This window comes from Flagellimonas aquimarina (assembly GCF_003149745.1).
Taxonomy (GTDB): Bacteria; Bacteroidota; Bacteroidia; order Flavobacteriales; family Flavobacteriaceae; genus Flagellimonas; species Flagellimonas aquimarina.
On sequence record NZ_QGEG01000001.1, the window covers coordinates 1,357,795 to 1,371,346 of the forward strand.

The following is a 13,552-nucleotide window of genomic DNA, read 5'->3' on the forward strand; positions in this document are numbered from 1 at the left end:
AAGTAAATGACCTATATCATTCCATGGCGCTATGCTTTGGAATAGATTTATAACAAATAAGGTGTAAGAGGAATTTAAAGTGTTATTATGATAAAAGATCATTCAAAACGGTATCATGAGTTAACTCGGTTGATGGAAGAACTCGGAAGCGCCATACCCGATACGATGGGAGCTTTTGGCAAGCTTCACAAATCTGGAATTGAAACAGGAGCGCTCACCACAAAAATCAAAGAACTTATTGCTTTGGGCATTGCCATTACCGTAAGATGTGATGGTTGTATAGCCTTTCATGTACATGACGCCTTACAATCTGGTGCCACCAATGAAGAAATCACAGAGACGATAGGCGTTGCGGTCCTTATGGGCGGTGGTCCTGCTGTTGTGTATGGTTGTGAGGCATTGGAAGCACTCCATCAATTTTCAGTTTTACAAAATGGCTAAAGAGACAAAAGAAACAGAGAGCAAAAGAACAAATGGGCGTATAAATCCATATTGGTTCTATTTGTTCTTTGTTTTCTTCATTTTTATCACCTATTTCTTCAACGCGTCCCAAAGCACAAAAGAAATTGGATGGTTAGAATTTGATGAGGCAATGCTTCGACAGGGCGATGTGGCCAAAATAATTGTCGTAAACAAAGAATTTGCCGAAATCTATATTAAAAAAGACCGCCTTAGTCTTGAGCGACACAAGGATTTAACATCGCGTGTCGGGTTTTCAGAACTTAGCCCGCACTACAAGATACAACTGGGTTCTGTTCAAAGTTTTGAGGATAAACTGACTAAAGCACAGGAAGGTTTTCTACCAGAAGACAAAATTGATGTGCGTTATGTTACACGAACTAGTTGGTCCAATATCCTTTCTTGGCTTTTTCCTATTTTTTTATTGGTTCTGTTTTGGATGTTTATACTTAGACGGATGGGGGGAGGACAGGGAGGAGGTGCCTCTCTTTTCAATTTCGGGAAATCTACAGCCAAACTCATGGGACAGGATTCTAAAAGTAAAACCACCTTTGAAGATGTAGCTGGATTGAAAGAAGCCAAGATTGAAGTAATGGAGATCGTTGACTTTTTGAAAAATCCTGACCATTACACAAAGTTAGGAGCAAAAATTCCGAAAGGGGTCATGTTCGTGGGGCCACCGGGCACTGGAAAAACCTTAATGGCCAAAGCAGTGGCCGGAGAAGCCAAAGTTCCTTTTTTCTCACTGTCTGGATCAGAGTTTGTAGAAATGTTTGTGGGTGTAGGGGCATCAAGGGTCAGAGATCTTTTTAAAAAAGCAAAGGAAAAGGCACCCAGTATTATTTTTATTGATGAAATAGATGCAGTGGGGCGTTCCAGAAATAAAGTCAACGTATTTCAGTCCAACGATGAAAGGGAAAACACTTTAAATCAGTTGTTGGCAGAACTGGATGGGTTTGGAGAAAATACAGGAGTAATTGTTTTAGCGGCTACAAATAGGCCAGATGTGTTGGATAAGGCCTTACTGCGACCTGGTAGATTTGACCGTCACATTTATTTGGAACTGCCAAACAAAGAAGAAAGAAAGGAGATTTTTAAGGTTCATCTGCGTCCTATAAAAAAAGCGGATGACATTGAAATTGAACTCTTGGCCTCCTTAACTCCGGGATTCTCTGGAGCTGACATTGCCAATATTTGTAATGAAGCTGCATTGATAGCAGCACGAAAGAAAAAAGACTTGGTTGAAAAAGTGGATTTTATTGAGGCACGCGACCGTGTAGTGGGTGGTTTGGAAAGGAGAAGCAGGATTTTGTCATCAAAAGAAAAGAAAATTATTGCGTACCATGAGGCCGGTCACGCGGTTGCCAGTTGGTATTTAAAAAATGTAGATTCCCTCATGAAAGTATCCATAATCCCTAGAGGAAAGTCTTTAGGGGCAGCATGGTATCTACCGGAAGAACACCAACTCATTACCAAGGCTCAATTTATGGATCAAATGTGTGCATTGTTGGGTGGTCGTGCAGCAGAAGATGTTGTCTACAATGAAATATCCACAGGGGCTTTGGATGATTTGGAAAAAGTGACCAAACAAGCTTATGGAATGGTCGCTTATTATGGCCTAGATAAAGAAATAGGACCAATGAGCTTTTATGATTCAACGGGTCGGGACGAACGATTTTTAGGCAAGCCATATGGAGAAAATATGGCCAAACTTATAGATAAAGAGGTTCAAGATTTGATTTTTACCATGTATGAAAAGACCAAAGGCCTACTGCGAGAACATCGTGCAGAATTGGAAAAACTTGCACAACTCTTGCTTGAAAAGGAAGTGGCCGAAAGGGAAGATTTAGAACGTATTATGGGAAAAAGGGACCAAGCTCCTCAATCTGTTTAAAATGCGATTCTTTTGTTGCGCCATATCTTGATTTACATCTAACAGTAAAAACATAGTTGACTTTTGTAAATGATTTAACGCTTGTTCCTTTATACAAGTTACCTTTTGATTTTTGTTTTGTACTATCCAAAATCGGCAATCTGTCTCAATCCATTTTCATCGAGCAAGACCAACTTTTTTTTCACCCCAAGTCCAACAAGCCCCTGTCTTTTAAACTCAGAGAGAGCCCGTATTGCAGTTTCGGTTGCGGTTCCTATCATTCCGGCAAAGTCTTCCCTGGGAATATTTATGCCTTGGTGCATGGCATCCTCCATCATTCCTTTTTCAGAAAGCTCCAATAACACTTTTGCCGCACGTTGTTTTACAGATGCAAATGCCATATCCATCAATTGTTCTTGAAGGTGGACCATATCATTTGAGATCAGGTCCAAAAACTTGTTGGATATCACTTTGTTTCCATAGACCAATTTTGTAAAATCCTCTTTTGGTATGCTCAACACTTCTGCATATTCAATAACGGAGGCCGTTTCTAAATAAGTGCCGCAATTATTTAGAATAGAAAGCTGTCCTACAAAATCTCCTTCTCCATAAATACCTGAGACCAGTTCTTTTCCACCTTCGGTGACCTTAAATACTTTTACATTGCCTTTTTGTATAAAATATAAATGGTTTGCCGTTTCTCCTTCCTGATATATTTCCTCTCTGTCTTGAAACTCCTGTAGCTCCCTGTTTTTTGATAAAAGCTCCATGCCAAGATACTCGGATGCTTCCTTAAAAAAAGTGTTGATTCCCATTGCATTTTTTGAGAATTTTTGCTTTAAAAAATCACTCTTTCTAAGCCGCATATCCAGTGCATCCAAAAGTTCCTTTTCTTCAAAAGGTTTAATAAGATAATCATCCGCACCGCAGGACATTCCCATTCTTACATCTTTTATATCACTTTTGGCCGTTAAAAAAACGAATGGTATGCTCGCTGTTATGCTATCTTGGCCCAGGGTTTCAAGAACAGTATATCCGTCTACTTCTGGCATCATTATATCACATAAAATAATGTCGGGTAAAAATTGCCGAGCTTTTTCAATGCCTATGGCACCATTCTTGGCAGTAGATACATTGTAATCTGCAAATTCAAGAATAGCCGCCGTGTTCTCAAGAACATCTTTGTTGTCTTCGATTAACAGTACTTTTCTCATCTTTTATATTTTGGTTATTGTCTTACATATTTTGGTTAGAGACATAGGTAGACATTTGAATAGCCTATTCAGTTTCTGATTCATTGTTCCTTATTGCATTGGGGAAATCAACTCTGAAGGTGCTCCCTTGATTTTGTTCACTTTTAAAACTGATGGTACCGCCCAGAAGCTCTGTGTATTGTTTTACAATATGTAACCCTAGTCCAGTACCTTGAATATCTAAGCTGTTTTTAGCCCTAAAGAAACGTTGAAATAAATTTTTCTGTTCTTCTTTTGGTATACCAATCCCTTGGTCAATGACTTCTATATATACTGAATGTTTACCTTGAATTATTTTTAATATGATATGTTGATTTTCGTTTGAATATTTGACTGCATTGCCAAGTAAATTGCTAAGAATATGGCGCATTAGTTTTGGGTCTAGATAAACTTGGATTTCTGGGGTTTTATGAATTATTTCAAAAGTTTGTCCCGTCTTCTTGTTCATTTCAACCTCTGCCCACAGGAATTTTGAAAACCTTACTAGGTCGAACCGCTCCATGTGAGCTACAATGGCCCCTTCCTCAAGTTTGCTCAAAGAGAGGAAATCGTTAAGAATGACAACTAAATTTTGCACATTCGATTTGATTTGTTTGGTATGCCGCAAACGTATTTCTCCTTTATCAGGGGTGTTCTGCTTTTCAATTAAGGTGGCGGATGAGAGAATAATACTAAGAGGTGTTCTAAACTCATGGGAGGCCGTAGAAATAAAACGGGATTTTAATTCATTGAGCTCTTGCTCTTTCTTTAACGCCATTTGTATTTTATGCTCCGCTTTTTTCCTATCAGAAATGTCATTGAACACCATGAGAGCATGCGTTATACCGTTACCGTTTCCTTGCAAAGGGGTGGTGTTTACAACAAAGCTCACTCCTCTATATTTCGTTTCAAAGCTTAAATGCTCTCCATTAAGGGTAGCACTTATGTAATCTTTAAAAATGGCTTTCCGCCTTTTAGAAAAATTCTTGATATCATCTATATTAATTTTTTCAAAGTGTGTTTTTTGCTGTCTTACACGCTCCAATGCTGTGCCTTCCATATAAATGATTTCCATGGTATCATTCACCAAAAGGATAACCCCTTTGGGAAAGTTTTTGGCAATTGCCGAGAACAGTGCCTCACTGGTCTTTGCCCTTTCTTCTGCTATTTTTGTTTCGTAAATCTGATCTGCGAGATTGGTATTGGATTCTTCCAGCTTCTTTACTGTTGCCCTAAGATCGGTGGTACGATTCTCAACTGTTTTTTCAAGCTTTTGCGTGTACGTTTCCAGTTGTCTCTGGCTGTGTTGTAAAGCTTCTCGTATGACATATTGTTCCAGAGCCAAACTTGCTAATTGTGTAGTATCTTTTATAAGGCCTTCTTCAATTACAGTGGGTACTTTGCTATTTTTTTGATAGACTGCCAAAACACCTAAAACTTCTCCTGAAGATGTGAGCAATGGATATGACCAGCAGGCTTTAAGGTTATGTTCTGCCAGATAGCTTTCGAAACCATGCCAAGAGGGGTCGGATAACATGTTTTCTACAATTACCTCTTGTTTTAAATGACCCGCGATACCACAAGAACATGATTTGGGACTCATTATGACCCCATTGAGCGCATCTCTGAAATCTTTAGGGAAGTTTGGTGCCGAAAGAACTCCTAGTTTACTTGAATCCTTATTGAATTTCCATATGGCAACAATGGAGTCTTGGATGTCCTCTTCTAAGATTTTAACGATGTTTAAAGCAATTTGGTTAAGTGAACTGTTTTTAATGATCATTTCTAAGACCAATCTTTTCCGGTCTTTTAACTTTTCTTCATTTTTCCGATCGGTTATGTCGTTTTGAACTGCGATAAAATGTGTTAATTCTTCTTTTTTGTTTCTTACAGGAGTAATGGCAAGCTCATTCCAAAAAAGCGAACCATCTTTTTTGTAATTACGAAGGACGACCTTACAAGAACTTCCATTTTTTAAAGCATTTCTCATAACCTCAATACCTTCTTGATCTTTATCATCGCTTTGTAAGAAGTCACAATTTTTACCCATAACCTCTTGTTTTTTATAGCCTGTGATTGTTTCAAAGGCTTCATTCACATAGATAATAGGAAAACGGGTTACTTTGGCGTCTGCGATTATAATGCCCTTACCTGCAGCATTCAAGGCTCTGTTCCTTGTCTTTAGAATGTCCTCGGCTTCTTTTTGACTGGTGATGTTTTCTATAAAACCTTCCAAGTGATTGAGTTTGCCGTCTTGATCAGGCACTCCAATACCATGTTCACTTACCCAGTGGACTTTGTTATTGGTACATATAACTCTATAGTTTAAATGAAACTGTTGTTTTGTTGCGAGTGCCTCTTGTATTTTATTCCATATTTCCTCCCTATCATCTTCATGGATTAGATCGCCCCAACTAATGCCGTTGGGGCCATAAAACTGATCTGAGGTATAACCAGTAAGCTCATAACAGCCATTACTAATAAACTCCATGGTCCATTTTTTGTCATTGCGACATCTGTATACGATTCCTGGTAGATTGCCTACAAGTGTCCTGAGTTTTCTGTCACTTTCAAATAGGGTCTTGTTTCCATTTCCATTTTTCGATGTGTTTGAATCCGCACTGTTCATTTTTATGGTTTTAGGTTATCTGGTATTTTTAAATCAAAATCAGTATTGCTGTAAGTAATATTGGTCGATTTAAATTGTGATCACAATTTGGTATGGTAGAAAATGAATCTGCAAATGTGATAATACCATTTCATGATCTTTTCAATCCTTGGGGGTCAAGAAAAGCTTACACTTTTGAAGTTTGGTTGGTATCTGTTGGAATACTTAATATAATAAATTCCTAAAAAATTTATTACTCCCAAATATATGAGGTATTGTCCTAGACTAAACTGATTAATATCAACTTTTGTTTAGTCCAACTCGAATGATGAAGATCATTCTGGGCGTTCATTCTGAAAGCTAACTTTGAATAAGTCCGTAAACCTTGTTTTGTTATTGTAAGTAGTGTTCAATTGATGAAACACATTAATAAATGGACAATTAAAAAAAGAAAAAATGAAAGCACTCAAATTTTTAAGTGTGTTGCTAATGATTTTGACAATAAACTCATGTAACACAAGAGGTAAAAAAGAAGAAAAAACCAAAACCGGGGCTGAATTGACAGAAAAAAAAGGAGTCTACTCCATTGACACTGCAGGTGCCGTTTTACAATGGACAGCTTATAAATTTACGGATAAAGTGGCCGTAAATGGCACTTTTGACAGTTTTGAGCTACATATTGAAAACAGGAATACCTCCTTAATAGAAGAACTTCTTCAAGGAGCTGTAATAAATATCAATATCAATTCAGTTAATTCTGGCGAAACTATAAGAGATACAAAATTAAGGACCTATTTTTTTGATGTTTTTGGAACCGATACAATTAAGGGAGAAATAAAAACTACACTTGAAAGCAAAGGAGAAATGATTTTGGAAATGAATGCGATTGCCAATCAGATTGGCTATACATATAAGATGAAAAATGATACTGTATTCTTAAGTTCGGCTATTAATTTATCTCATTGGGAAGGCGAGGAAGCCATGATTTCACTCAACCAAGAATGTTACGAACTACATATGGGTGCGGATGGTATTTCAAAATTGTGGCCAAATGTGGATATCACAATCAAGCTGCCTCTTGAAACAAGGCCGCATGCCGATTAATTATTGGCTTAGATAAATAGAGTTATTCAAAATCGTAAGGATAAATACCAAATGTTTTCTCCAATGTGAAAGCAGCAAAGAAGCCTTTGAAAAGCTCACCAACCACAAATGAAAACCAAAAGAATTTCAAATAATTTACAATATGATTAGATAGAAATGAAAAGCTGAACACCCTCTTGCTTAAACCTATTTAGTGTGAAACTATATTTAGATTCCTGGCAAGATGGTGTTTTTAAAAACTACTTTTTCAAAAGAGACTTTTAAGTGACTTGGATAACTTTAGGTTTTTGTTTTTTTGCTTCCTCTTTTTTGGCAAGATTAAAACTAAGGATACCGTCTTCGTAATGCGCTTTGATTTCCTCTTCTTTTACACTTTCAGGAAGCTGTAGCGAACGATTGAATGAATCGTAGCTGAACTCTCTTCTGGTATAGTTTTCTTCCTTTTCCTCTTCTGAACTTGATTTTTCCGCAGAAATATTGATGCACCCATCTTCAATGGTAACTTCAAAGTCTTTTTTGGCAAAGCCGGGGGCAGCTAATTCAATTTCAAAAGTATCATCGGTTTCTTTGATATTTAAAGCAGGTTCTACGGTTTTTCCATTCCAAAACCGACCTTTTGTAAAATCATCTCCCCAAAAGCGATTGTCGAAAAAATCATCCATATCAAAAAAATTGGGTCGGGCAAGACTTCCAAACGGTCTTCTTCTTCTAAATTTTACTAGTGACATAGTTCTTTGTTTTTAAGGTTAAACATTCTTGTACCCCCGAAATTAGTAACCTAGAAAGACCCTTCAAATGATGTGCGTCAGTCAACAGATAATGGGCTTTTATTTCTAAGCCTTTACTAAAGGTTCGCTTTACAAGGCCCTTAGAAAACACTTAATGGTCTTGTAAATAAAATGTAGGAGAATCAATAAAGTATCTTCTCTGTATAAGTGTAGAAAAATTATTTGGACAAGACCCTTATTTCCTTATCGGTAATATCTTTTGAATCAAAAATGATAGATTCAAATATCATTTCATGAATTAGTCCTTTTTTGGTTGGAAGATATCCAAGTTTATGTCTAAAGGGAATAGTAACACCATTAACTTCGTTAAAATCATCAAACACTACAAATCCGCTCGCACCTAGCGAGACTACTCTTACCGTATATTGAACTAGTTCTAAAATTTTTGTTTCCTTGTTTATCCAAAAAATATATTGATCAAACTCAGTGTTCGCTTCACCAGATTTCCAAGTACCATAAACTAAATGATATGTTTTGCCGTCCATAACTCTATCTTCTATATAGTTTACTAATGGTATTTTATTTATCCAATAGGGCAGTTGTATAAAATACTCTTTGCCAACTAAAGCCGGAATCATATTGGCATCATCAATAACACTCAATTCTTGATTTATTCTTTTGTATGGGATGTTGTTGTCAATTCCCCAGATTTCATCTGCCCCTGGCCCATTTAATAATTTCACTCTTGAAAAACCTAGCTGAAATGCATAAAAGTCGTGTCTTACTTTCTGGTTTTCCAAAGGCCAGTTGTTATAGGCCTTTAGTTGCTCAAGTGCAGGAGACCAATCGTCATTATAAATTGCTGTTATGGTTTTAACACTTGAAACTCTATCCCATCCATGTGCCTTAAAACACAGATCAAGTATTTCTTGTCCTTTTTTCTCCCTCTCTGAATGTCCGGTTACAAAATCTCCCTCTTTTTTTATGATTTCTGGCCTAATATCAACTAAATCATCTATTGATTGTCCTTTTAAACTTAACTGAACAAGAATAATTGCCAAAAAGCAGAACGTTTTAACTCCTAATCTCATAATGTTATTTTTTAACTCTTAGATTAATCCATTCCAAATAAATACTTAATCCCTCTGTGAAAGGCACTATTAAAAGCTGTTACATGCCCCTCATCCGCCAATATTTCTGGGTTAATCAAAAAACCAACAGACTTTAGCTCGGATGTCAGTTTTTTCCAAGGTTTCACCATTGTCTCTTGATTTTCTTGTGACCCGACCGACCAATACATAGGTAATCCTTTATTGGTATCTGAAAAAACGGGTAAACTTGAGCCAAACCACCACAATGATGGACTTGCTATTAGGTATTTGTTGAAGTAAGGTTCTTTTTTACTTGCTACATATGTTGCAAAAAGTCCACTTAAGGAGTACCCAACTAAGGTTTCATCATTTTTATTTGCTCGGTAGTTGTCATTGATATATTTTTTGACGCAATCTTCCAGAAAGTTTAAAAAATTATCGGCCCCGCCAGAGTTCTCAATGCCAGAAATTCCTGTGAATTTTTCAATTTGGACTTCAGGCCACTTTGTTGGTGTAAGATCTCTTAATCTATTACTATGAATGTTTTCAAAACCTTCCTTATAGGCTAATCCGACCAAAATCACTTCAGGAATTTCTCGACCAAAGGACATTAATACTCTGGAATTATAGACTATCCCAAAAGTAAGGTCACCATCCATTGTATAAATTACAGGATATGTTTTATCAGAATTAAGATATTCGGCAGGCAAACTAATGTATACTGAATATTCTGCCCCATAGTTAGATTTCATTTCAATTTTAGAGGTTAAGGGCAAGGAAACTTCATGTAACGTTTGACATATAGCCTTTGAATTACCAAGTATTAGTACTAGAAGCAAGCAGTATTTTAGGGGTTTCATTGTTTTGATGTTCTTAAGGATTTGGTATAGATTATTACTCCTTTAGTTTGGAATATTGCGAATAACAATACCAGCATATTGGAAATTAGTATTAAGATAAAACCACCAGAACTTAGATTTTTCGCAAATGAAAGGTTGCCTATTTCAAGAATGACATATAAAAAATCTAGAAGGATTATTATCCAGACCAATATTCTGGATATTTTTTTTCTATATGCTGCAATTAGTACTACTGACCCAAAAATGATCATTTGGAGTGCAAAATTTAAGGGCTTGCCCCTTGCCATCTCAGAAATTGCAGTTACCGAGTTAGCAAACATTAATGTTAACAAGGCCATTGACAAAGAAAAAAAGCCATTAACCTTTAATGCAGCTCTAAGAATAAAAGTATTTTCCATCATATAAATTTTTGACTGCTCCTAATGTATGTCAAACAATTTTTTAGAATGTGTCTATAAGTTTAGGATGACGCATTAGTGAATACTAAATTGGTATTGTGAGAAAGGACAATGTTTAATTTGTAATTTTATTCGCCAAGCTTATGGAAGGTTTATTTAATATAGAATTTGATTTTTGGGCGGTGATTCTTCTTTTTGGTTCCTTTCAAGGGGTATTTTTAGCAGGAATGCTGCTTACTGGAAGGCAAAAGGGTAAGTCAATTTTTTTCTTGGCCTTGCTAATTCTGATCGTGGCAACAAATTTGTTCAACTACCTATTGCTACATACAAATCTCTACACTTTTGTTCCGCATTTAGTACATGTTTCAACACCCTTCTTGATGTTGCTTGGGCCTTGTTATTATTTTTATATTAAATCAATATTGGAGCGGAAAATCAAACTACAAACCAGAGATCTTTTACACTTTGCCCCCTTTTTGTTAGGTGCCCTTTTCTTTGCTCCATTTTACCTTCTCAATAGTTTGGAAAAAACGGAATTGCTAACATATCAACTAAGCTTTCTTAAAGCTGAACTTACGCCAGAAGTGGCGATATTTTTATTAGCTCAAATAGTTGTGAGTTTTGGTTATATCTACTACTCAATTAGAATGCTCAAAAAGCTAAAGGAGAGAAACAAAATAAGGTCTTTCGAAAATAAATATCATTGGCTAATTAAATTTAGCAGGGCCTTTTTGATATTCTGGAGTGTGGACTTTCTTGGAGTTGTTTGGTATTTCGTTCAAGGTGAAATAGATAGGCGAGTGTATTATATTACGATGTTATGTTGTGCCGTAGCTATTAATATGATTGTACTATTCTTTTATAGAAATAGCAAAGTTTTTTTACAGGTTTTTTTGAACAATGAAAATTCAAAGTATGAAACCTCCAAAGTCAGTAACTCAGATCTACAAAAACATCTTATCGAATTGGTTTCCTATATGGAATCAGAACGACCATATTTAGATGCGGGCCTTTCTTTACAAAAACTTTCGGATCACTTGAAGAAACCTAAGTACTTAATTTCTCAAATTTTAAATATAGAGTTGGGAAAAAGCTTCTATGAATTTATTAATGAGTATAGGTTCAATGAAGTGAAGCATAGATTAAAGGACCCAAAATATCGGGATTTGACAATTTTGGCAATAGCTTATGATTCTGGGTTTAACAATAAAAACACCTTTAATAAAGTCTTTAAAAAGCAAGCTGGAATTACTCCTTCCGAGTACATTCAGAACAATTTAAAGGTGAAATCTTAAAAAATGTATTCCTGGCATTTATAAGATGTGTCTTCCGCTGAAGGTTAAAAGAACTGAATAATTCATCAGTGTAATTTTTGGCGTACTTGTGTGCCTAGGTGTCGTACTTTTATTTGAAACAAAACGATATTGCCACAGGTTCCCTCAGACTTTTTTATACAATCCTAAACTGGTCAATAATAAGGATAGTAATCAGTTGATGGTATTGTTACTTTATATTCTGTTTGAAGAAAAGTAACTAAATCGATGAGTTCCTGTACGGTCATAACTTCATTGTAATTCTTCATCTTTGAAAGACCTCTTTCGGTGGTGGTTTTTTGTTTGTAGCTCTGTGCGATTTTGTGTGAAGGATTTATAACTGAAGTGACCAGGTCTCCATATGATTTCTCTTTAGGAACTTCACCACCAAGATGTATTTTAAGACTATCGCTTCCTCCTTTCCACTCGATTTCAGAAATACTATGACATGTATTACAGTCCAACCTTTTATAGGTGGCTTTTCCTTCTTCAATATCGCCTGCAGGTAATGCAAATCCACGCCCTTGCTGATTGCAACTGCTTATGAACAAGCTCCCACATAATAAGATGAAGATCAGTAAATAGTTCGACAGATCACACAAAGGTTTGTTTTTACCAGACATAAGTTGTTGTTTTAAATTAAAGCTTTGATTTACCATTATTATAATTGATCAAAACAAACTTAGCGTCTATAAAGAACAAAGAAAATGACTTACATCAACAAGTGTATTTAATCAATATGCGTATACTATATGAACAAATAGTTGCACCAATTACTTAGTAGAAAGCAGAAGTACCACAACAGGCTTGTAGGGTAAGAAGTTTAATGACTTTGACCTTAAGCTTACTCATGTAATACCAAAAAAGGTGTTTCTATATGGTAGCTGATATTTTTTACAGTGGGTTTAATCAATATTTTTTGTAAAAAGCTTCTATCTTTTGTTACCATGACAATCATATCAATAGCCCTGCTTTCAACAAAACACTGCACGGCCTCGTCCACTTCAGCTTTTGACAAGGTGTAGAAACTATGTTCAAGATCGTTTAAAGAATCGTTTAAAAACCTTTTGTTCGAAGTCTGTTCGTCATCAAGATTTTTTCCTTTTTCCAGGACATTCAATATACTCAGAGACGTATTGTTCAAGGTTGTCACTTCTTTTAGAGTGTCTAACATCTTATGATTGAATGCCACCTTAAAATCTGTAACAAAAGTGATTTCCCTAGGTTTTTTATAGGTGGCATTTTCAGGAACCGCCAATAACGGACAATCAACTTTTGAGAGGACGGCTGCGGTATTACTTCCCACAATGATTTTCTTAAGGCCAGAAGCACCTTTCGTACCCATAACAATCAGCTCAATTTTATAGTTTGAAACCATTTTTTTCACTGTACCCACAAAAGAACCGTATACTACATTTGTTACAAACTTGTGCTTACTATTGGGTAAAGACTTTTCTATTCTTTTCAATAGATACTGCAAATCAGCTTCACTTTGCTCGAGAATACTTTTCCTTAATTTTTCTTGGTTTGCACGAACAGAAGTCTTTGCACCCGTGTATGAAGGCAATAGGTTGATGGTGAGGAGATAAAAGGTGCATTCGATATTTTTGAACATGGATAGTGCATACCGTATCGCGTTCCAAGAATTATCAGAGAAATCGGTGAGCATTAAAATATGTTTCATATCTGTTTGCATTTCGTTTATTATCCTTAAAATTAAATGGTGAAAATTAAGTGGCACATGATTTTGGTCATAACCGTATTTTACTCAACGTCCTACATTTTCATCCAAAGTGAAAAAGAGGTGCTGTGAGAGTTATAGCTGAGATACGAGAACTTAATTCTCAAACTACCAACAAATAAGGCCTTTCAAATCTTTAAATAGT

The 13,552-nt window shown here is 36.0% G+C and carries 12 protein-coding genes; 5 read left to right on the forward strand and 7 right to left on the reverse strand.

The genetic code is table 11. The annotated features are described in order from the left end of the window. Positions 1-87: 87 nt before the first annotated feature. Positions 88-441, forward strand: a complete 354-nt coding sequence (locus DKG77_RS06245; RefSeq protein ID WP_109661208.1) for a carboxymuconolactone decarboxylase family protein — start codon at positions 88-90, stop codon at positions 439-441. Beyond that, on the forward strand, positions 434-2,353 hold the full coding sequence (gene ftsH / locus DKG77_RS06250; RefSeq protein WP_109661210.1) for an ATP-dependent zinc metalloprotease FtsH: 1,920 nt from the start codon (positions 434-436) through the stop codon (positions 2,351-2,353). Before DKG77_RS06245 ends, ftsH begins: the two co-directional genes overlap by 8 nt. 122 nt (positions 2,354-2,475) lie before the next feature. Here the strand turns inward: ftsH and DKG77_RS06255 are convergent, their stop codons facing one another. Then, positions 2,476-3,546, reverse strand: a complete 1,071-nt coding sequence (locus DKG77_RS06255; RefSeq protein WP_109661211.1) for a response regulator — start codon at positions 3,544-3,546, stop codon at positions 2,476-2,478. 64 nt (positions 3,547-3,610) lie between these two features. Continuing rightward, positions 3,611-6,193: a PAS domain S-box protein gene (locus DKG77_RS06260; RefSeq protein ID WP_109661213.1), complete on the reverse strand. Its 2,583-nt coding sequence runs from the start codon at positions 6,191-6,193 to the stop codon at positions 3,611-3,613. 435 nt (positions 6,194-6,628) lie between these two features. On the opposite strand from DKG77_RS06260, the gene DKG77_RS06265 reads away from it, so the two are divergent. Next, entirely contained in the window at positions 6,629-7,276 is a 648-nt protein-coding gene (locus DKG77_RS06265; RefSeq protein ID WP_109661215.1) for a YceI family protein, read from the forward strand. Between the two features lie 260 nt (positions 7,277-7,536). Here the strand turns inward: DKG77_RS06265 and DKG77_RS06270 are convergent, their stop codons facing one another. The 3 genes from DKG77_RS06270 to DKG77_RS06280 all read right to left on the reverse strand — a co-directional run bounded on the left by DKG77_RS06270 (position 7,537) and on the right by DKG77_RS06280 (position 9,847). Further along, the gene (locus DKG77_RS06270) at positions 7,537-8,004 is read right to left on the reverse strand and encodes an Hsp20/alpha crystallin family protein (protein ID WP_109661217.1); all 468 of its coding nucleotides are present in this window, start codon (positions 8,002-8,004) and stop codon (positions 7,537-7,539) included. 218 nt (positions 8,005-8,222) lie between these two features. Next, complete coding sequence (locus tag DKG77_RS06275) at positions 8,223-9,095, reverse strand: hypothetical protein (RefSeq protein WP_109661219.1); 873 nt, start codon at positions 9,093-9,095, stop codon at positions 8,223-8,225. Between the two features lie 23 nt (positions 9,096-9,118). Beyond that, a complete protein-coding gene (locus DKG77_RS06280) occupies positions 9,119-9,847 on the reverse strand; it encodes an alpha/beta hydrolase (protein ID WP_165819350.1) in 729 nt (242 codons plus the stop codon). A gap of 186 nt (positions 9,848-10,033) precedes the next feature. Between DKG77_RS06280 and DKG77_RS16885 the strand changes: the two genes are divergently transcribed. Both DKG77_RS16885 and DKG77_RS06290 read left to right on the forward strand, forming a co-directional pair. Beyond that, positions 10,034-10,360 (forward strand): hypothetical protein, encoded by a 327-nt coding sequence (locus tag DKG77_RS16885; protein ID WP_165819351.1) that lies wholly within the window; start codon positions 10,034-10,036, stop codon positions 10,358-10,360. Positions 10,361-10,496: 136 nt separating this feature from the next. After that, entirely contained in the window at positions 10,497-11,648 is a 1,152-nt protein-coding gene (locus DKG77_RS06290) for a helix-turn-helix domain-containing protein (protein ID WP_109661224.1), read from the forward strand. A gap of 173 nt (positions 11,649-11,821) precedes the next feature. Here DKG77_RS06290 and DKG77_RS06295 read toward each other — a convergent pair whose 3' ends face one another. Next, on the reverse strand, positions 11,822-12,289 hold the full coding sequence (locus DKG77_RS06295; protein ID WP_165819352.1) for a c-type cytochrome: 468 nt from the start codon (positions 12,287-12,289) through the stop codon (positions 11,822-11,824). Positions 12,290-12,510: 221 nt separating this feature from the next. Then, positions 12,511-13,350 carry a universal stress protein gene (locus DKG77_RS06300; RefSeq protein ID WP_109661487.1) on the reverse strand — a complete coding sequence of 280 codons (840 nt, stop codon included), beginning with the start codon at positions 13,348-13,350 and terminating at the stop codon, positions 12,511-12,513. Between the last annotated feature and the right edge of the window lie 202 nt (positions 13,351-13,552).